This is a genomic window from Candidatus Tisiphia endosymbiont of Hybos culiciformis, from assembly GCF_964030975.1.
Lineage (GTDB): Bacteria > Pseudomonadota > Alphaproteobacteria > Rickettsiales > Rickettsiaceae > Tisiphia.
The window spans coordinates 1,915,612-1,933,531 of record NZ_CAXIQH010000001.1; the positions used below are offsets into that span (position 1 = coordinate 1,915,612).

At 34.2% G+C, this 17,920-nt stretch carries 22 protein-coding genes and 1 tRNA gene; 5 read left to right on the forward strand and 18 right to left on the reverse strand.

Annotated features, from left to right (window positions below; genetic code table 11):
* Positions 1 to 69 precede the first annotated feature (69 nt).
* The 5 genes from ACQH2P_RS10335 to rplK all read right to left on the reverse strand — a co-directional run bounded on the left by ACQH2P_RS10335 (position 70) and on the right by rplK (position 3,001).
* The gene (locus tag ACQH2P_RS10335; RefSeq protein WP_425364014.1) at positions 70 to 672 is read right to left on the reverse strand and encodes a hypothetical protein; all 603 of its coding nucleotides are present in this window, start codon (positions 670 to 672) and stop codon (positions 70 to 72) included.
* Positions 673 to 902: 230 nt separating this feature from the next.
* Positions 903 to 1,271, reverse strand: a complete 369-nt coding sequence (rplL, locus tag ACQH2P_RS10340) for a 50S ribosomal protein L7/L12 (protein ID WP_250312032.1) — start codon at positions 1,269 to 1,271, stop codon at positions 903 to 905.
* 32 nt (positions 1,272 to 1,303) lie between these two features.
* A complete protein-coding gene (gene rplJ, locus ACQH2P_RS10345; protein WP_425364015.1) occupies positions 1,304 to 1,813 on the reverse strand; it encodes a 50S ribosomal protein L10 in 510 nt (169 codons plus the stop codon).
* A 21-nt stretch (positions 1,814 to 1,834) separates the two neighbouring features.
* Positions 1,835 to 2,563, reverse strand: coding sequence for a 50S ribosomal protein L1 (rplA, locus tag ACQH2P_RS10350; RefSeq protein WP_425364016.1), 729 nt, complete (start codon positions 2,561 to 2,563; stop codon positions 1,835 to 1,837).
* A 3-nt stretch (positions 2,564 to 2,566) separates the two neighbouring features.
* A complete protein-coding gene (gene rplK / locus ACQH2P_RS10355; RefSeq protein WP_425364017.1) occupies positions 2,567 to 3,001 on the reverse strand; it encodes a 50S ribosomal protein L11 in 435 nt (144 codons plus the stop codon).
* A gap of 139 nt (positions 3,002 to 3,140) precedes the next feature.
* Between rplK and ACQH2P_RS10360 the strand changes: the two genes are divergently transcribed.
* The gene (locus tag ACQH2P_RS10360) at positions 3,141 to 3,263 is read left to right on the forward strand and encodes a hypothetical protein (RefSeq protein ID WP_425364018.1); all 123 of its coding nucleotides are present in this window, start codon (positions 3,141 to 3,143) and stop codon (positions 3,261 to 3,263) included.
* Here the strand turns inward: ACQH2P_RS10360 and nusG are convergent.
* From nusG to rpsL, 6 genes are all read right to left on the reverse strand, one after another.
* A complete protein-coding gene (nusG, locus tag ACQH2P_RS10365; protein ID WP_425364019.1) occupies positions 3,260 to 3,790 on the reverse strand; it encodes a transcription termination/antitermination protein NusG in 531 nt (176 codons plus the stop codon). The two genes, ACQH2P_RS10360 and nusG, sit on opposite strands and share 4 nt — an antisense overlap.
* 44 nt (positions 3,791 to 3,834) lie before the next feature.
* Entirely contained in the window at positions 3,835 to 4,035 is a 201-nt protein-coding gene (gene secE, locus ACQH2P_RS10370; protein WP_425364020.1) for a preprotein translocase subunit SecE, read from the reverse strand.
* A 20-nt stretch (positions 4,036 to 4,055) separates the two neighbouring features.
* Positions 4,056 to 4,131: transfer RNA gene (locus ACQH2P_RS10375), tRNA-Trp, on the reverse strand.
* A 475-nt stretch (positions 4,132 to 4,606) separates the two neighbouring features.
* Complete coding sequence (fusA, locus tag ACQH2P_RS10380; protein ID WP_425364021.1) at positions 4,607 to 6,682, reverse strand: elongation factor G; 2,076 nt, start codon at positions 6,680 to 6,682, stop codon at positions 4,607 to 4,609.
* 9 nt (positions 6,683 to 6,691) lie between these two features.
* Positions 6,692 to 7,180, reverse strand: coding sequence for a 30S ribosomal protein S7 (gene rpsG / locus ACQH2P_RS10385; RefSeq protein WP_425364022.1), 489 nt, complete (start codon positions 7,178 to 7,180; stop codon positions 6,692 to 6,694).
* A gap of 19 nt (positions 7,181 to 7,199) precedes the next feature.
* The gene (rpsL, locus tag ACQH2P_RS10390; RefSeq protein ID WP_425364023.1) at positions 7,200 to 7,586 is read right to left on the reverse strand and encodes a 30S ribosomal protein S12; all 387 of its coding nucleotides are present in this window, start codon (positions 7,584 to 7,586) and stop codon (positions 7,200 to 7,202) included.
* Between rpsL and ACQH2P_RS10395 the strand changes: the two genes are divergently transcribed.
* Positions 7,580 to 7,768, forward strand: a complete 189-nt coding sequence (locus tag ACQH2P_RS10395) for a hypothetical protein (RefSeq protein WP_425364024.1) — start codon at positions 7,580 to 7,582, stop codon at positions 7,766 to 7,768. The genes rpsL and ACQH2P_RS10395 overlap by 7 nt on opposite strands.
* Positions 7,769 to 7,907: 139 nt before the next feature.
* On the opposite strand, the gene ACQH2P_RS10400 is transcribed toward ACQH2P_RS10395, so the two are convergent.
* The 3 genes from ACQH2P_RS10400 to ACQH2P_RS10410 are packed head-to-tail and all read right to left on the reverse strand — an operon-like array spanning position 7,908 to position 9,364.
* A complete protein-coding gene (locus tag ACQH2P_RS10400; protein WP_425364025.1) occupies positions 7,908 to 8,639 on the reverse strand; it encodes an RNA methyltransferase in 732 nt (243 codons plus the stop codon).
* A 34-nt stretch (positions 8,640 to 8,673) separates the two neighbouring features.
* Positions 8,674 to 9,144, reverse strand: a complete 471-nt coding sequence (ruvC, locus tag ACQH2P_RS10405; RefSeq protein WP_425364026.1) for a crossover junction endodeoxyribonuclease RuvC — start codon at positions 9,142 to 9,144, stop codon at positions 8,674 to 8,676.
* Between the two features lie 25 nt (positions 9,145 to 9,169).
* Positions 9,170 to 9,364, reverse strand: coding sequence for a hypothetical protein (locus ACQH2P_RS10410; protein ID WP_425364027.1), 195 nt, complete (start codon positions 9,362 to 9,364; stop codon positions 9,170 to 9,172).
* A gap of 466 nt (positions 9,365 to 9,830) precedes the next feature.
* On the opposite strand from ACQH2P_RS10410, the gene ACQH2P_RS10415 reads away from it, so the two are divergent.
* The 3 genes from ACQH2P_RS10415 to ACQH2P_RS10425 all read left to right on the forward strand — a co-directional run bounded on the left by ACQH2P_RS10415 (position 9,831) and on the right by ACQH2P_RS10425 (position 12,662).
* The gene (locus ACQH2P_RS10415) at positions 9,831 to 10,997 is read left to right on the forward strand and encodes a mechanosensitive ion channel family protein (protein ID WP_425364028.1); all 1,167 of its coding nucleotides are present in this window, start codon (positions 9,831 to 9,833) and stop codon (positions 10,995 to 10,997) included.
* An 18-nt stretch (positions 10,998 to 11,015) separates the two neighbouring features.
* A complete protein-coding gene (locus tag ACQH2P_RS10420) occupies positions 11,016 to 11,714 on the forward strand; it encodes a class II aldolase/adducin family protein (protein ID WP_425364029.1) in 699 nt (232 codons plus the stop codon).
* Between the two features lie 153 nt (positions 11,715 to 11,867).
* Positions 11,868 to 12,662 (forward strand): GNAT family N-acetyltransferase, encoded by a 795-nt coding sequence (locus ACQH2P_RS10425; RefSeq protein ID WP_425364030.1) that lies wholly within the window; start codon positions 11,868 to 11,870, stop codon positions 12,660 to 12,662.
* Between the two features lie 480 nt (positions 12,663 to 13,142).
* Here ACQH2P_RS10425 and pal read toward each other — a convergent pair whose 3' ends face one another.
* From pal to ACQH2P_RS10445, 4 genes are all read right to left on the reverse strand, one after another.
* On the reverse strand, positions 13,143 to 13,607 hold the full coding sequence (pal, locus tag ACQH2P_RS10430) for a peptidoglycan-associated lipoprotein Pal (RefSeq protein WP_425364161.1): 465 nt from the start codon (positions 13,605 to 13,607) through the stop codon (positions 13,143 to 13,145).
* A gap of 311 nt (positions 13,608 to 13,918) precedes the next feature.
* Complete coding sequence (locus ACQH2P_RS10435; RefSeq protein ID WP_425364031.1) at positions 13,919 to 14,431, reverse strand: helix-turn-helix domain-containing protein; 513 nt, start codon at positions 14,429 to 14,431, stop codon at positions 13,919 to 13,921.
* 620 nt (positions 14,432 to 15,051) lie between these two features.
* Entirely contained in the window at positions 15,052 to 17,667 is a 2,616-nt protein-coding gene (locus ACQH2P_RS10440) for an AsmA-like C-terminal region-containing protein (protein ID WP_425364032.1), read from the reverse strand.
* Positions 17,664 to 17,855 carry a hypothetical protein gene (locus ACQH2P_RS10445; RefSeq protein ID WP_425364033.1) on the reverse strand — a complete coding sequence of 64 codons (192 nt, stop codon included), beginning with the start codon at positions 17,853 to 17,855 and terminating at the stop codon, positions 17,664 to 17,666. Before ACQH2P_RS10445 ends, ACQH2P_RS10440 begins: the two co-directional genes overlap by 4 nt.
* Positions 17,856 to 17,920 lie beyond the last annotated feature (65 nt).

Sequence of the window (17,920 nt, forward strand, 5' to 3'; positions counted from 1 at the left end):
TGCATAGTTTGTAGTTTTACGGAACCAATTCTTTAAATTATTCAAGCTTTAAATTATTCAAGCACAATCTCAAATTATTTTTCTCAAATTATTTTTATTTTCGCTAAACAATATGAATAAATTTTTTAATGTAAAAATATAATGTGGATTAATAGGTTCTGTGAACCTAAAATGCACAAATCTGTTGTGAATCTTCAGCTGATTCAGAATTCTGGATAAATAGCTCACCTTACACATAACCCATGGCAACTTAAAAATTGTAGAAAAGTACAAGACGTCATTGCGAGGAGTGCAGAAAGTACAACGAAACAATCCAATTATAAGTTTTCTAGATTGCTTCATAGCTGCCAAAGTGGCTCCTCGCAATGATGATACCAAGCTGCTTTCCATATGACTTTTAAATGCCATACGTAAGGCGTATAAACAAATACAAAATTCTCCCATGGCAGAAAAAATCTGCCTTAGAAGTTTAATAGCTTTTTGTTTATATTTTTGTATACTCTGCTGCTCTAAAGAATTGGCTCCTGCAAATATTTGTGGGGTTTTCACATGCGAAACAAAGTTTTGTACACTCCACTCGCTTACCCCTTGTTTATTGCCCCCATTCTTCACATCATTTGAGCATATAAAATGCAATAGTTTCTGCAGGCACAAAAATATATTTAGTACCACAACTCTCAAGCAAAATAGAATATCACACAACAAGTTCATTCCCATTATCAATAATACAAACCTAGATTGAGGCTTTGTGAAGGTTTCTAAAATCTTTGATTCGTATACCCTTCTGCTTTAAAAAGTTACCAACAAACGACCCACAGAAGCAATTCTTCAAAACAAAAGAGTATAATCGGATCCAATAGAATTAACCTATAATTTTCATAAAATAATTGATATTATGGAAATTATTTTAATTCAACTTTTGCTCCAGCTGCTTCTAATTTTTCTTTAAAGCTTTCAGCTTCTTCTTTATTTACACCAGATTTAATCGTTTTTGGGGCAGCATCAACTAACTCTTTAGCTTCTTTTAAGCCAAGACCAGTAAGTTCTCTAGTTACCTTAATGACTTCTATTTTCTTGTCACCACTACTAACTAAAACAACTTCAAACGCTGTCTTTTCAGCTACTGCTTCTGATGCGGCAGGAGCTGCAGCTACTGCTACAGGAGCTGCAGCTGTTACCCCCCATTTTTCTTCTAGCATTTTTGAAAGCTCTGCTGCTTGAATTACTGTAAGAGTTGATAATTGATCTACAATTTTTACTAGGTCTGTCATAAATTTCTTCCTTTTAAAACTTTTTTATTAAATTAACTTTTATCTGCATAAGCTTGCAAAACTCTAGCAAGCCCAGATGCCGGAGCTTGTATAACTCCTGCAATTTTAGTTGCAGGTGCTTGTAGAACCCCAATAATTTTGCCTCTAAGCTCATCTAATGAAGGTAATTTTGCCAGTTGTTGTACAGAATTTGCATCTAATACCTGATTATTTACTAACCCACCAACTATTTTTAAACATTCATTAGTTTTAGCAAATTCTACGATAAGCTTTGCAGCTTCAACAAGGTCTTCAGAATATGCTAGTGCTGTAGGACCAGCAAGCAAATGGGCAATATTATCAATACCAACCTTATTAGCGGCTATTTTTGACAAAGTATTTTTAACTACTTTGAACCCCACATTTTTTGCTTTAAGAGACCTACGTAGCGTAGTCACTTGACTAACAGTAAGTCCATGATAATGAGTAATTATCACGGAGTTTGACCGCTGATACACTCCTTCAAGTTCTACGACAAACTCATGTTTCTCTGATCTTAACACCTTAACTCTCCTTGTCGTGTTTTACGATATACTTGCTAAATCTATTTTTACTGATGGACCCATAGTAGAAGATAGATATATTGCTTTTAAATAATTTCCTTTAGCACCAGAAGGCTTTGCTTTAACTACAGCAGATATCAAGGTTGATGCATTATTTAGTAAATCTTGTTTGGAAAATGATAATTTTCCAACTCCAGCATGAATAATACCAGCCTTTTCAACTCTATACTCTACTTGACCACTTTTGGCATTTTTAATTGCCGTTACGATATCTGTAGTTACCGTGCCAAGTTTTGGATTTGGCATTAAGCCCTTTGGACCAAGAATTCTTGCCACCGTACCTATTACTGACATCATATTTGGTGTTGCAATGCAAACGTCAAAATTAATTTTTCCAGCTTTAATATCATCAATAATTTCTGTAGAACCAGCAATATCTGCCCCAGCTGCTTTAGCTTCTTCTATCTGTTCATCCTTACAAATCACTGCAACTCTACTAACTTTACCGGTACCAGCTGGCAATGCTACAACACCGCGTACCATTTGATCCGAGTGTTTAGGATCTACTCCTAGTTTCATTACCACTTCCAAAGTAGAGTCGAACTTAGTATAGGATACAGACTTTAATACTTCTATTCCTTCTTCTAAAGTACGGTTGCTAGCAAGCTCTATATTCTTTCTCGCCGCCCGTATCTTCTTACCACCAGTTAACTTTCTATTATTCACAGCATCCTTTTTATCAACTAACATACATTAATCTCCTACTACTTCAAGTCCCATAGATTCAGCAGTACCACGAATAATTTTAGCCGCAGCTGTTAAATCATCAGCATTAAGATCCACCATCTTAATTTTGGCAATTTCGATACAATCTGACATGGTGACTTTACCAACAAATGCCTCTTTTTTAGTGGCACTAGAACCTTTAGGAATTTTAGCAAATTGTTTTAAATAATACGATGCCGGAGAAGTCTTAGTTACAAAAGTAAAACTATTATCTTCGTAAGCAGTAATTACTACTGGAATAGGCATCCCTGGTTCAATACCTTGAGTAGCAGCATTAAACGCCTTACAAAACTCCATAATATTAAGCTTTTTTTGACCGAGGGTAGAACCAATAGGCGGGGCTGGATTAGCCTTACCCGCTGGCACCGTTAACTTAATATAACATTTTATTTTTTTTGCCATTATAATCCTGTCTTTACTCATTTAACGCCAATTGGTAATCATCTAATAATAACTTACCAATTGCTATATTGTTTAACTACAAAAATCTCATTATACATCTATTAGCGAGACTACGTAGTGGTCGTGGCAATCCTGTTTTGTGTCATCCCTACAAATGCAGGGTTCTAGATTCCCGCCGTTGCTAAGAATGACAACTTACAATTGCTTCGTCGTAGCAAAGCTACTCCTCACAATGACAGTTAACTGCCACAAAGCAACCTAATTATTTTTTTTCACTTGCGTAAAATTTAGTTCTATAGGAGTTGCTTTCCCGAAAATAGATATAGACACCCGCAACCTATTTTTGTCATAATCAATTTCTTCTATAACCCCTGTAAAAGTCTCAAATGGACCATCAGTAACAATTATTGCTTCACCAATTTCGTACAATTTCGAAATTCTAGCATCTTTGGTTTCAGCCTCAAGTTTGCTAAAAATATTTTGTATTTCTTTTTCACTAAGAGCTTGCGGTGTACTTTTACTACCTAAGAAACCTGTAACCTTAGTTACACTTTTTACCAAATGCCAAGTATCATCGGTCATCTTCATTTTAATCAGAATATAACCAGGCATAAATTTCTTTTCAGTCTTAACGTTCTTACCACGCTTAACCTCAGGCACCTCAATAACCGGAACAACAATATCCTCAAAAGATTCCGACATGCCTTGCTTAGCAATTTGATCAAGAATCATTTGCTTTACACGCTTTTCTGAACCCGATAATGTATGAATAACGTACCACTGCACCACAATTTCCCCTAAACCTATTCTTTACTCTTCTGATTTGAGTATTCCTACTTCCCAATATTAAGTAAAAGCTGCATTATGCTATGTATACCGTAGTCTAACACCAAACAAATTATACTAAAAATAAATACAGCTACTACCACTATAATAGTCGAAGTTATCAATTCCTTCTTACCAAGCCAAACAATTTTATAAACTTCTTGCTTTACTTGCTCATAAAATTTGTAGACTCTATTTTCCTTTAACATATTACACAAACTCATTATATTGGCAGGAGCGACAGGAATCGAACCCGCAACCTTCGGTTTTGGAGACCGATGCTCTACCAATTGAGCTACACTCCTATCACATTTTCACTAAGAAATCAAACTATTTCTTAATAAATTATAATCATGGCAATTTAAAAGTCGTGAGAACCGGTTAAAAAACCCGGAACGTCATTGCGAGGAGGCGTGAGCCAACGAAGCAACCCTGTTTTGTGTCATCCCTGCGTAAGCAGGGAACTAGATTCCCGCCTACGCAGGAATGACAACCTACAATTGCTTCGTCAACTTACGATCTTCCTCGCAATGACGGTGACTATTTTTCCTACAACTTTTAAATTATCCTAAATTATAATACCACATCATATATGATCCACTAATATTTACATGGAAAATATTTTATGTCATTGCGAGGAGCAGCTTCGCTGCGACGCGGCAATCCAAAAATTGCAGTAGCAAAAATAAAACAACAAGCTGTTTTTTGGATCACCACGCCACTATCGTGGCTCGCGATGACGGTCATATGTTCCACTAATACTTTACGTGAAAAATATTTTTATTTCTTAGCTTTAATAGTCTCCGCCACCTGTAATGGTACTTGCTCATAATGAGAGAAAACCATACTATATTGGGATCTGCCTTGTGATAAAGAACGCAAAGTACTAACATAGCCAAACATCTCAGCTAGAGGTACATTGGCAGTTATAACTTGTGCATTACCTCTGGGATCCATACTTTGCATTTGTCCTCTACGACTATTTAGGTCGCCAATAATATCACCCATATATTCATTTGGAGTAATCACTTCCACTTTCATAATTGGTTCAAGCAATTTAGGGTTACCTTTTGGCATACCTTCCCTAAAAGCCGCTTTTGCAGCAATTTCAAACGCCAATACACTTGAATCCACATCGTGGAATGCTCCATCTATCAAAGTGGCTTTGAAATCAATCATTGGATAACCAGCAACTACGCCTGTATCTTTAATATTATTTAGCCCCTTTTCAACACCAGGAATAAATTCCTTTGGTATAGCTCCACCAACAATTTTGCTTTCAAAAACAAATCCTTCCCCAGCTTCTTGAGGTTCAAATATTATTTTAACCCGTGCAAATTGCCCAGCTCCACCAGATTGCTTTTTATGTGTATAATCAATCTCACACTTCTTAGTAATTGTCTCACGATAAGCTACTTGTGGAGCTCCAACATTAACCTCCACTTTAAACTCACGTTTCATACGATCAACCATGATCTCTAAATGCAGCTCGCCCATACCTTTAATAACAGTCTGACCGCTTTCTTGATCAGTCGACACTCTAAAAGATGGATCTTCAGCAGCTAACCTAGACAAAGCCATTCCCATTTTTTCTTGATCGGCAGTTGATTTTGGTTCTACGGCTAATTCAATAACCGGCTCAGGAAATTCCATCCTCTCCAAAATAACCTGCTTATCAGCACCACACAAAGTATCACCAGTAGTGGTATTCTTAAGACCAGCCAAGGCAACAATATCCCCTGCCATAGCCTCTTTCACATCTTCCCTTTCATTAGCATGCATAAGCAACATTCTGCCTACTCGTTCTTTTTGGTTCTTTACCGTATTAATCACGGTAACACCAGAGCTAATCTTACCAGAATAAATTCTAACAAATGTAAGAGATCCAACAAATGGATCGGTCATTACTTTAAACGCTAAAGCCGCAAGAGGTTCAGATGCTGAGATTTTAAAATCTTTTTCTTCTCCAGAATCAACATCTATTCCCTTAACTGTTCCAATATCAACCGGTGAAGGTAAATAATCAACAACTGCATCTAACAAAGGCTGTACACCTTTATTTTTAAAAGCACTACCACATAATACTGGGAAAAAAGCTCTATCAATTGTCCCTTTCCTTATTGCTGATTTAATTTCTTCTTCAGTAAATTCTTCGGCTGATAAATATTTTTCCATCAAATGATCATCAATTTCAGCGACCATTTCAAGAAGCAAGGCACGATATTCCTCAGCTTTCTCTAGCATATCACTAGGAATGTCTTCATATGAATACTCAGCTCCTAGAGATTCATCTTTCCAAATTATTGCCTTCATCTTAACTAGGTCAATAACTCCTTTAAAATTTTCTTCAATACCAACTGGCAACTGAATGACCAAGGATTTTGCCCCAAGGCGATCTTTAATCATTTCCACGCATTGATAAAAATTAGCCCCCATTCTGTCCATCTTGTTGACAAAACACATTCTAGGCACACCATATTTATCAGCCTGTCTCCATACTATCTCTGATTGCGGCTCAACACCAGCCACCCCATCAAATACTGCTACCGCTCCATCAAGAACACGCAGAGACCTTTCTACTTCTATAGTAAAATCTACGTGACCTGGCGTATCAATAATGTTAATCCTCTTATTTAGCCAGTAACAGGTAGTAGCAGCAGAAGTAATGGTAATACCGCGTTCTTGCTCTTGCTCCATCCAATCCATGGTAGCACCACCTTCATGAACTTCACCAATCTTATGTGATTTACCAGTATAGAAAAGAATACGTTCGGTTGTAGTAGTTTTACCAGCATCAATATGAGCACAAATCCCGATATTACGAGTATTAGCAAGAGAAAATTCCGTAGTTGACATATAGCTTAATTACCTTGGTTGCGATTTTTTAGGGCTAAAATGAGCAAAAGCTTTATTAGCTTCAGCCATTTTATGGGTATCCTCTCTCTTTTTAATAGCAACCCCTCTACTATTTGACGCTTCAAATAATTCCTCTGCCAACTTATCAATCATCATTTTTTCAGAACGCTTATTTGCTGCATTAATAATCCAACGTGATGCAAGTGCATACCCCCTTCTTTCATCAACAGGAGAAGGTACTTGATAATTCGCCCCCCCTACCCGTACTGACGTAACCTCAAGATATGGCTTAACATTATTCATTGCATTATTGAAAGTTTCATAAGGATCTACCTTATGCTTTTTCTCTATCTTACTAAAAGCAGAATATACTATCCTTTCAGCTAGAGCTTTTTTCCCTTCTTTCATAATATTATTAATGAACCTAGCAAGCAGAGGGCTATTATACTTCATATCAGGCAAGACAACCCTTCTCTCTGCGGCATGACGACGTGACATCTTATCTCTCTATTTCAAATTATTTTTTTACAGCTTGCTGCTTCGCTGACGTACCATAACGTGAGCGTCCTTGTTTACGATTTTTTACACCCTGAGTATCATAAGCACCACGTACTATATGGTATTTAACACCTGGAAGATCAGGAACCCTTCCGCCTCTGACCAATACTGTCGAGTGTTCTTGTAAATTATGTCCTTCACCAGGTATATAAGCATTGACATACTGCCCATTACTTAAGCGAACACGTGCCATCTTACGAAGAGCAGAGTTAGGCTTCTTAGGAGTGACAGTCTTCACTATTACACAAACACCTTTCAAAAATGGATTGGATTCCAAAGCCGGGGATTTTGTTCTACGAACCTTCGACTGTCTTCCAAAACGTACTAATTGATTATTTGTTGGCATCCAATACTCCAAAATTATTTCTTTTACTCTTAATCTATCAATTTTTGCAAAATGACGATATAGCTAACCCGATTAGCATTTATCCATTTACCCCAACGAACAAGATGTCATTCCCGCATAGGCGGGAATCTATAATATCTCAGGGCTTTTTGGACTCTGTTTTAGATCCCAGCCGCAGCTAGAGATGACAAACATTATGCCAATCTACGGAAAAACTATATACTTTACCACTTTCACTATTAAGAGGCAACAGGTGGAACTATAGCTAATTTTTTCATAAAAGCAAAGTGTTTTTAACAATCTTGGCTAGATTAGCTATTTTTATGAACTTAAAGTTGTAATTATCCCCCTTAAAGTTTGCAATTCTGCACTAGATAATTTATCTATACGCGTAAAAATATTCATAATATTTTGAGTCATGTGTAATTTTTTCTCAGGAACTTTAAAGAAATTTTTGTTATTTAATTCAGTAAATAAATGTTCAAAAAAATATCCTAATTCTCCTCTTGATGCTAGCTCCTGTTCATTACTAACATTTATTCTCGACTGTTTATTACGAAATAGCTCATAACATATAATAACTACCGACTGAGCAATATTCAAAGAACTAAAATCTCCGGTATTAATGTTAATAATCTTGTGTGCATAAGTAATTTCTCTATTTTGTAGACCACAATTTTCACGACCAAACATGATGCCTACTTTGAGACCTACTGGATAATCTTGACTTAAATTCTCTGATAGAACATACTCTTTATTGATATTACGTGATGCTACACTTGTTGCATATAAATAATCAATATCCTCGATACTTGCTTCCAAACTATCATAAATCTTAGCATTATCTAGGATATCTACAGCTGATACCGCTACACTGCGTGCTCGTTTGTTTGGCCAACCATCTCTCGGAGCAACGATTCTCAACTCTGAAGCATTAAAATTTTTCATTGCTCTGGCAGTGGAGCCAATATTCTCACCCATTTGAGGCTCTACTAAAATAATAATTGGCATACTCAAATCTTTTGAGCCTGGATGTTTTTGATTTCGTGACATATTCTGAGACTTAATTATCTTATATATTAATTTTTTAAACTTTTGGGGTATAAGCAAAGCAAACATAAGCTACCGCAAGAGCATCCGCTTCATCAAAATTACTGATGGCAACTGCCCCTGGCAGTAAAAGCTTAATCATTTGCAAAACCTGATTTTTTTCAGCATGACCATAACCCACTACTGATTTCTTAATAACATTAGGTTTAAATTCTCGAAAAGCAACATCATATCCTCCAATAAGTGACATTACCGCTCCTCTAGCATATCCCAATTTTAAAGATGATACACTATTCATATTAACAAAGGTCTCCTCCATCGCAACAACAACAGGTTGATATTGCATTATCACCTTTTGCAAGGACGCAGCAATAAAAGCTAGCCTTTTATGCATTGGTTCGCTTGATTTAGTCTTTATAACCCCACTAGCTAAATATTTCAGAGGATTAGTATCAATCACCCCCCATCCCATACCAGCTAAAGATGGGTCTATTCCTAGTATAATCAAAATTATTCTCTCACTAATAGATTTCTTATAAAAAATTATCTAATTCTTCAAATTCCTTAGCATAAACGATTTCTGCAGGAAGTCTATTACTCCGTCTAGTAGCTATAGTGAAACCTATTGAATTAGGTGATACAAACTTTGTGTCATACCTGCGAAAGCAGGTATCTAGATTCCCGCCTACGCGGGAATGACAACTTACAATAGTTATGTTCTTTATCACCTAATCCTATAGGCATAACTATAGAAGCCACTTTACTCATGTATGGATATACCAACAGTTTTCCACCTACTATTCTTTGATTTTGCTACATTTATCCAACTTTAAATAGAATATTTTTTTAAATATTCATAATAATGCTTAGTGTACATTATAATTGTTGTATACTTATGAATTGGATAGATAAAAATAATTATTCTTACCCCGAATTAATGTTATAGCTAACCTGAAAAGGTTCTTGATATTGTTATCAATTCCTAAATGTCATTGTGAGGAGGCGCGAAGCCCGAACGAAGCAATCCATTTTTGTGTCATACCTGCGAAAGCAGGTATCTAGTTCCTGCCTACGCGGGAATGACAACTTACAATTGCTTCGTTGCTACTAAAGTAACTCCTCGCAATGACGGAGAGGCTATCTAGAACATTAACGGGTTAGCTATATCTATCTTTAACAAAAAGGTTAGTTTATATGACAGTACAATATTTATTAGATATTTATCATCTATATGATCAAGAAATTTTAATGTTAATAATTATGATAGCTTCGATCGTTCCATTGATTATTTTTATTAAAACAATAATATTTTCAATGATCAAAAAATATATTGATCAATGGCATCATGATTATGAAATAATATTTAAAAAATATTCTATATACACCTATTTATTACATACATTACTAGCTTTATATATTATATTCTGGGGCAATATCTTACAACCCCTTCCTACTTTATCTTGGATAATTAGCATCAAGAATATCGCTATAATCATCTATACAGGCGGTTTTGTTACAATGCTAATCCTATCTCTTATCGATGCTTTTGCAGATATTTATCGAAACAGACTGACAATTTCTATCCAATCCTATTTAAGTTTATACACTCAAATATTAAAAATATTTATTATCTCTATTGCTACCATTATAATTATTTCCAGCATTTTGAATGTTTCCCTTAGTGCATTTTTTACTAGTTTAGGAGCAGCAGCAGCGTTATTAACCTTTCTATTTAAGGATACTGTGGTAGCGTTGCTAGCAAGCTTACAACTAATTTCGCAAGATATAATACGAATTGGCGATTTTGTTAGTATTAGCCAATATAATGTTGAAGGTACTGTAGAGAAAATTACTATTACATTAGTTAAAATTAGGAATAGTGATCAAACTATCTCGACAATACCCACATCTAGTCTTTTAACAACTAATGTAGTGAACTCGCGTGGCATAACTGACTCAATGGCAAAAAAAATCCAGGGACCAATCTGTATTGACATAAATACTATTGTATTGGTCTCGACTGTATCTTTTATACAAGAATTGAAAAAATCACCATATTTGGTAAAAGAAGCAATGGATAAAGTGAGTTTGGAACAGCTAGGTGACTATGTAACAAATATAAAGATATTTAGATTATATGTAAAAGAATATTTGAGAAATCACCCGATGATATATCAACAAGATTTTACATTTCTAGTACGTCAGTTGCCCGCAACTCCTAATGGTTTACCAATAGAGTTATATGTCTTTACTCATGAAACAAGGAAGGGTATATATGAAGATATTCAATCAGATATTTTTGATCATTTGTTTGCAGTGCTACCTGAATTCAAATTAAAAATATTTCAAAATAGTAATTAACTAAAATTCGATATAATAATGACTGTAGAGACCAAGTTTAATTTAGCTTCTGCCTACCAAATTCTTGCAATTTTAGGTTTAGATGATCATACATATACCCATCTCTCCGCAAGACCTAAAGGAGCTGATTTTTACTATATTTATCCTTTTGGTTTACGGTTTGAGGAAGTAACTAGTAATAATTTACTGCAAGTTAGTTTGGATGGAACAGTTCTAGAGGGTAGCGAATATAGTTACAATGAAACCGGCTACGTCACTCACGGTAATATTTACAAAACAAGGTCGGATATTTCATCTATCTTTCATCTGCATACTCCAGCAACTGTTGCTGTATCATCTATGCGAGTAGGATTGATGCCAATAAGTCAGTGGGCACTGCATTTTTATGAAAAACTATCTTATCATGAATATAACTCTCTTGTACTTACGTCTAGTCAAAGTAATAAAATGCTTGATGATCTTGGACAGAATTATGTTATGTTTCTACGTAATCACGGAATATTAGCCTGTGGTAGGACAATACATGAAGCCATGTTTTATACTTATCATTTAGAGCAAGCATGTAAAACCCAATGTTTAGCATGTTCAACAAATCAGGAGTTAATCATACCATCTCAAGAAACTTGTAAAAAGTCAGTGCAAGATTTATTATCATTTGAAGAAGATTTAGGCAAACGTGATTGGATGGCTTGGCTTAACTTACTCAAGGGTAGGTAATGAAAAAATTTTTAGAATAGTAATTTTACAATGTATAGCAATGGAAGCACTATCAAACATTGAAAGAATAAAGCTGCATTCTTTCGATAATTTAATTGATAAAATTAAAATTGAAGGCAAAGATACACTAATTGTATTTGATATTGGTTGAAAATGCTCCAAGAAATTAAGACTATAAACAATCTTAACTTAACATCAGAGTTAAAAAAATTTCCAAATCAAGCTGTACTTTGGGAAATTATAGAGAGAAACCAATCTGGGAAAATATTTGAGCTATCAGGTGGGGCTATATTAATTGTAGAAAATGGTCACGATTCATCTGTTTTCATTGCAGGGTCATTAACAGATGATGCGGTTAAGGATACGATCTCCCTTGTTGGTGATTTAGAGTTTCCAATGATTTACTGCCACCCCAAATATTGTCCTTTGTTTTTACGGCTTGGATGGAATTTCCACTTACGTATTGAGCTTTCACTCAAAAATCTAAAAGATACTGGAGTGCCAAAACAACATGTAGATATTGAACCAATTAAAACACTGGGTATCTTTCAAAAATGCCTACGGTACAAAAAACAATCTCAACTATATGGTTCGGATGAGAATTTTTTAATGTATGGTACCGGATATGCGTTGCTCCTTGGTTCACAAGTTGTGAGTGAAGTCTATGCTAGTATTGGTGGCGGATACGCTGACATAGGCATTATCACCCATCCTGATTATCGCGGTAAAGGATACGGTACACAAATTGCATCTCATTTAATTAAGCAGTGTCTCAATACAAAAACAACCCCTAAATGGAGTTGCAACGTTGATAATAGAGCCTCATTACATACAGCTCTGAAGCTGGGCTTTGAGATAAGCCGTTATTATACTTTACTTGTCCCTAATTACGGTAACGTTCTTTGCCCTAACTTGGCAAATTGGCTGAAAAACAATCCTTATCCGTGATTTTAGGAGAAGAACCGACCGATAACTTTTTGACGGAGAAACAAATTATACCAATTAGTGTTAATAAATAGTCCCCCCGTCAAAAGTCTAAAGATACAACATCTGCTATGTTTAAACAAAAAGGATGTCATTCCTGCGTAGGCAGGAATCTATAATATCTCAGGGCTTTTTGCCCGCTATTTTAGATACCTGCTTTCGCAGGGATGACAAGCTTGGTACTGTGATTAGGTTATAAAAACTTTGTAAATCCATAAGATTCTGACCTTATTTTGTTCAAAACCTTATGGGTTTCCAAGCTTTTTATAGTCTAACAACAGGACAGAGTCTGTTACCATTGCGAAAGCAGAGAACTAAAATAGTGGACAAAAAGCCCTGAGATATTATAGATTTCCGCCTTCGCGGGAACGACAATTCACCATTGCTTCGTCGCCACTCTAAAGTGGCGACTCGCTAATAAACTTAGTAAGGGAGAGCTATACTTTATTTTATAGAAGTTACAGCCCTACGATTCTGTGTCCAAGCTGCTTCATTATCACCATCAACAGCTGGTCTCTCTTTACCGTAAGAGATAGTATCAAGCCTGTTCTTCTCAACTCCTAGACCAACTAAATAGTTTAGAGATGCGGTTGCTCTTCTTTCACCAAGTGCCAAGTTGTACTCTCTTGTGCCTCTATCATCACAATGTCCTTCAATAGTGGCTGTCACTTTAGGATGACCTTTTAACCAAACCGCTTGTTTATTTAGCTGTTCTTTTGCTTGAGGTGAAATATCTGACTTATTAAAAGCAAAAAATATCCTATCACCAGCCCGTCTTTCGAAATCAGAAGCTAGGGAACTTTCCTCTACCTCATTAGTTATACCCGCATCTATCGGTTTTTTCTTTCCACCACCACACCCAGAAAGCATAAATAGTGCTAAAAAAGCTACTGTAGTTTTTTTTAGTATCATAACAAACTCCTTAAATTATTAAATAAGCTACTGATTTATATTTGCCTAACAAAAAATTGTCAAACACCCATTTCCTGCATTATATACTATCACATCACCACTTAAAAGCATAAAATTATTCTAACATTACATTTTAAACTCTTGAGTATATGTGTTAGAAATACCATACATCTAATCCGTTAAAGTTCTAGATAGCCTCTCCGCTATTAGCGAAGAGCTACTTTAGTAGCAATGAAGCAATCCAAAAAAAAATAGTTATTTTGCTTTGTCGTACGTACTAACTTCTCGTAATGACGTTATGTTTGCTATTAAGAATGCTCATCATTACAAGAAGTAGTAGGACTAATTCTGCCTACAATTTCATCCAATGATACTTGGAAATAATCTGCTAGGGCTACGGTGACTGCACTACCTAAAGTTTTTTGTTTACCATTATCTTTCATAAATTGAGGTAGAGTTTCTTCACTAGACCCAATATTCTTAGATAATACGTATAGGTTAAGTTTTTGTTGCTCCAATTTTCTTTGGATAAACTCCCTTAAGTTGGTTCTAACATCCTTAGGAGATACGTTGAAAAATATTTGTGTTTTTTGATAGGATAGTACATAATCATTTCTCCCTACAATTTCATCCATAGAGCATTTGAAATAATTCGCAATTTTTAATATATTTATTAACTCTGGATTATCTCTTACAGCATTAATAATCTTGGATATAGTAGAATACGGAATGTCAGTTTTATATGCTAATTCTTTTCTTTTTAACTTCGTTTCTTCTAATTTCTTCTTTAAGAATCTCTGTATTTGGTGAACAAGAGCCATGTATTCTCATAATAAATTATTTTTAACAAAATACCCAAAAACCAGGCAGTTTCTTCTTGACACCTCAAAATAACTATATTAAACTACAAAAATAGAATGAGAATACAAAAAAGAAATCAGTAATTACTGACTAACTCTTTTAAGACAAAAAGACATTTTGGCAAATCTCAAACTAAAGAAGCCAGTGTAACACTCAAATGCCCAGCTTATTAATTAGGCTAGAACTTGAATACTACATTTGGAGTTATAAACTAGTAGGTACTTAGAAATTTTCCGAACTCGAAAGTACCTACTAGAGAAATCAATCCAACAGCATTGCTGTTAAATTGCAACCTTTATTGAGGTGTTAACTATCAGTATATACGAATTTTTTCAACTAGTCAAACTCCATTATTTCTTTGCAGGTTTATAAATAACTCGAATAGCATTTAGCATAGTAAAATGGCATCATTGTGAGGAGCGTGTAAGTACGACGAAGCACCTATAAGTTGTCATTCCCGCATAGGCGGGAATCTAAGATCCCTGCTTTCGCAGGGATGACACAAAAATGGATTGTTTCCTCGCCACTAAAGTGGCTCCTTGCAATAACAGAGCAATACTATTCAGGTTAGCTATAACATTTATTGTTTTGTAATTGTGGATTTTCTTTTGTTCTCTAAAGCCTTTGTTAATTCAGTTTCATCTAATGTTTTTATAGGTTCAAACATGGTACCTGATGTTTGTATTTTAAGATTTATAGGAGTATTTTTATTATTAGAGTCGCTCAGATTAGGTTTTGAATCTGCTATATAGAAAGATAATATTGAAGATAATACCATGTCCCAATTATATAGATTTACAGCTAGTGATGCAGAACCGCCACTATACTTCGTATTAAATACTACGTCTTTTATTGTAACTATTCCATTTTTTAACTGAACATTGCCACGTAAACTATCCAATTCAGTTTGCCCTTGATACATAGCGTGGGCTAAATCCTCTTTTAAATATTTCAGATCATAATCTTTGTTATTGACTTTTTCTATAAATGAATCGATAGAAAGATTACTGATCTTCGCATTTTTTACTACAAATTCTGATTGAGTGTTAAGCTCATATAACAATTTTTTCAAATTATCACCATTAGTGGCAATAGTTCCATTGATACTCATCCCCCCGTAATTATTTAATAATCCTTTCGGCAAAATATTAGATAATTGAGCTAAATCAATAGAATTTAGTGCGTAAACAAAGTTAAGAGTATATGGATCTAATAAAATATTACCTTCTGCTGTTAATTTACCAGAAAGTAGATTTGCTTCAAGGTTACTAATCTTAAATAAGGCATTATTATTTGCTAAAGCAAACTTAACATTTTGTAATACTAGATCATCCTGCGTTATTTTTGATAACATGCAATCTAATTTGAGCTCTATTTTTTCTAACTCAAATTCATTTAGTAATTTATTTCGTAGATTAAGTAAAGATTCGGGAGTTAAATAGCTAACATTAAGAGAGCCATCATTTATTGTAACTTTTAATTGCGGCTTAATGTTACTTGCTAACAAATTAGCACTAAGATTGAGGTAATCACTATTGGTTCTTATATCAAGATTACTGATTTCAATATTACCTGGTGAAACATTTGCTAATATATATGCTTTACCAAATGAGTTATCTCCCATAAGTATATCATTGATAACGATATCAAAATTACCTAAATAATTAACTGTTCTAATAGGAATATATTTAGCTAAATATGACTCATCTTTCATATTTTCTGATAAGCTTTTAACAAATTTTACCATTGGTGAGATTATCGGATAATCTTCCCTATTTAAATCTATCGAGGAGAAGTCAAGAATAGTTATAAAATGCGGTATAGAACCAATAAATCTAGACGTAATATTACCAGTAACTTTAGTGCTTTCAGTTTTTAGCATAAGGTTTTGTAAATATACATCTATTAAAGTTAGTTTTAAGTCTGAAGATAAAATAAAAGCTGTAGGCTTTGTACTAACTGCCTGTTCATAACCTAAAGTATTCAATACAGAATTAAGGTCATTATGTTGCAAGTAAATTGTACCGTCAAATACACTTCGTACTGAGTTTTGCGTTACATTACCTATAAATTGAAAACTGCCTCCAGATTTTATCATACCAGAGAAATCGTTAACCACTAATACCCCTTTGTCTAAATTAAGCAAAATTTTGGTATTATTTAGTACTTCATCGTTATTTAATATTATTTGATCAACTAAAATATCGGTTATAACTGACTTATTCTCAAAGAGAAACCTTAACCCAAAGACTGAATTGCTAAATTGTTTAATATTATTTGATGAGGTAATCAGTGATTTTGCATTTATCTTAGAAAAATATAATTTTATTATACTAGTGACATCGTCACTTTTATTTAAATATATTGAACCGTTACCTGCCAGTGAATTAGACTCTATAGTTACATTTTCTAGCTTAAGTAATTGTGGCGTAGGCAAAATATCAAATTTGATATTTATCTTTTCATTCGGATTAAACTTTCTAAACAAAGAGTCTAAATCTGGTATAAGAATATGTAATATATCAGCTAAATGTTGTATTAGATATTCTGCTTTGCCATTTATCAGCTTAGAGTCCATATAGGTTTCTAATAGGTGAAAATTATAGTCACTATTAGCGATAGTAAGGTCAAAATTTATTTGGTTACCCTTTCTTTCAAACAATCCAGACAATTTCCCCATATACCCCCCATCTCCTTTAAATGAGGCACTATTAGAAATAGGGTTATTTTTAAATAAAGAGCAGTTATTTAAAGTAACAATAGGTTGGTTGTTTTTATTGAGAATAGTCAGATTTTTAACATCAAAATTTATATCGATTATACCATTGGTTATGAATGAACTAACTATCCTATCATGGTTTATAATATCCAAATCTTGTTCATCTGAATATATTGTAGCATTATATATGGTTACAGCACTAATTTTTGGTCTGAGAATTAATAATGACCATGGGGCAAAGTGAATTTCTATATTTTCTAATTCTAATCTCCCATCTTCTTTTATGTGATCAATAGTCAAATAAGGTAAAGGAAATTTAGTTATTTTTATGTTCTTTAGATTTTGAGGAGAAATTTTTAATTCATTGACAAAACTATTACTAACAGAATTATAGTCAATAAAGTTTATGGCGGTTAACGTAACACATACTAACAATGAAATTGTAATGATAGTAAATATAATTATTCTTCTTATCATAAAAGATTATCCAATATTACTAGGTATATATCAAAAACATAAAAACTATATATGAATTTGGGATAAGTTGTTATAGTGAAACCTATTGAATTAGGTGATACAAACTTTGTGTCATACCTGCGAAAGCAGGTATCTAGATTCCCGCCTTCGCGGGAATGACAACTTACAATCGTTATGTTCTTTATCACCTAATCCTATGAGCATAACTATATCCCAAATTCATATATATAGCTAACTCGTTAATGTTCTAGAT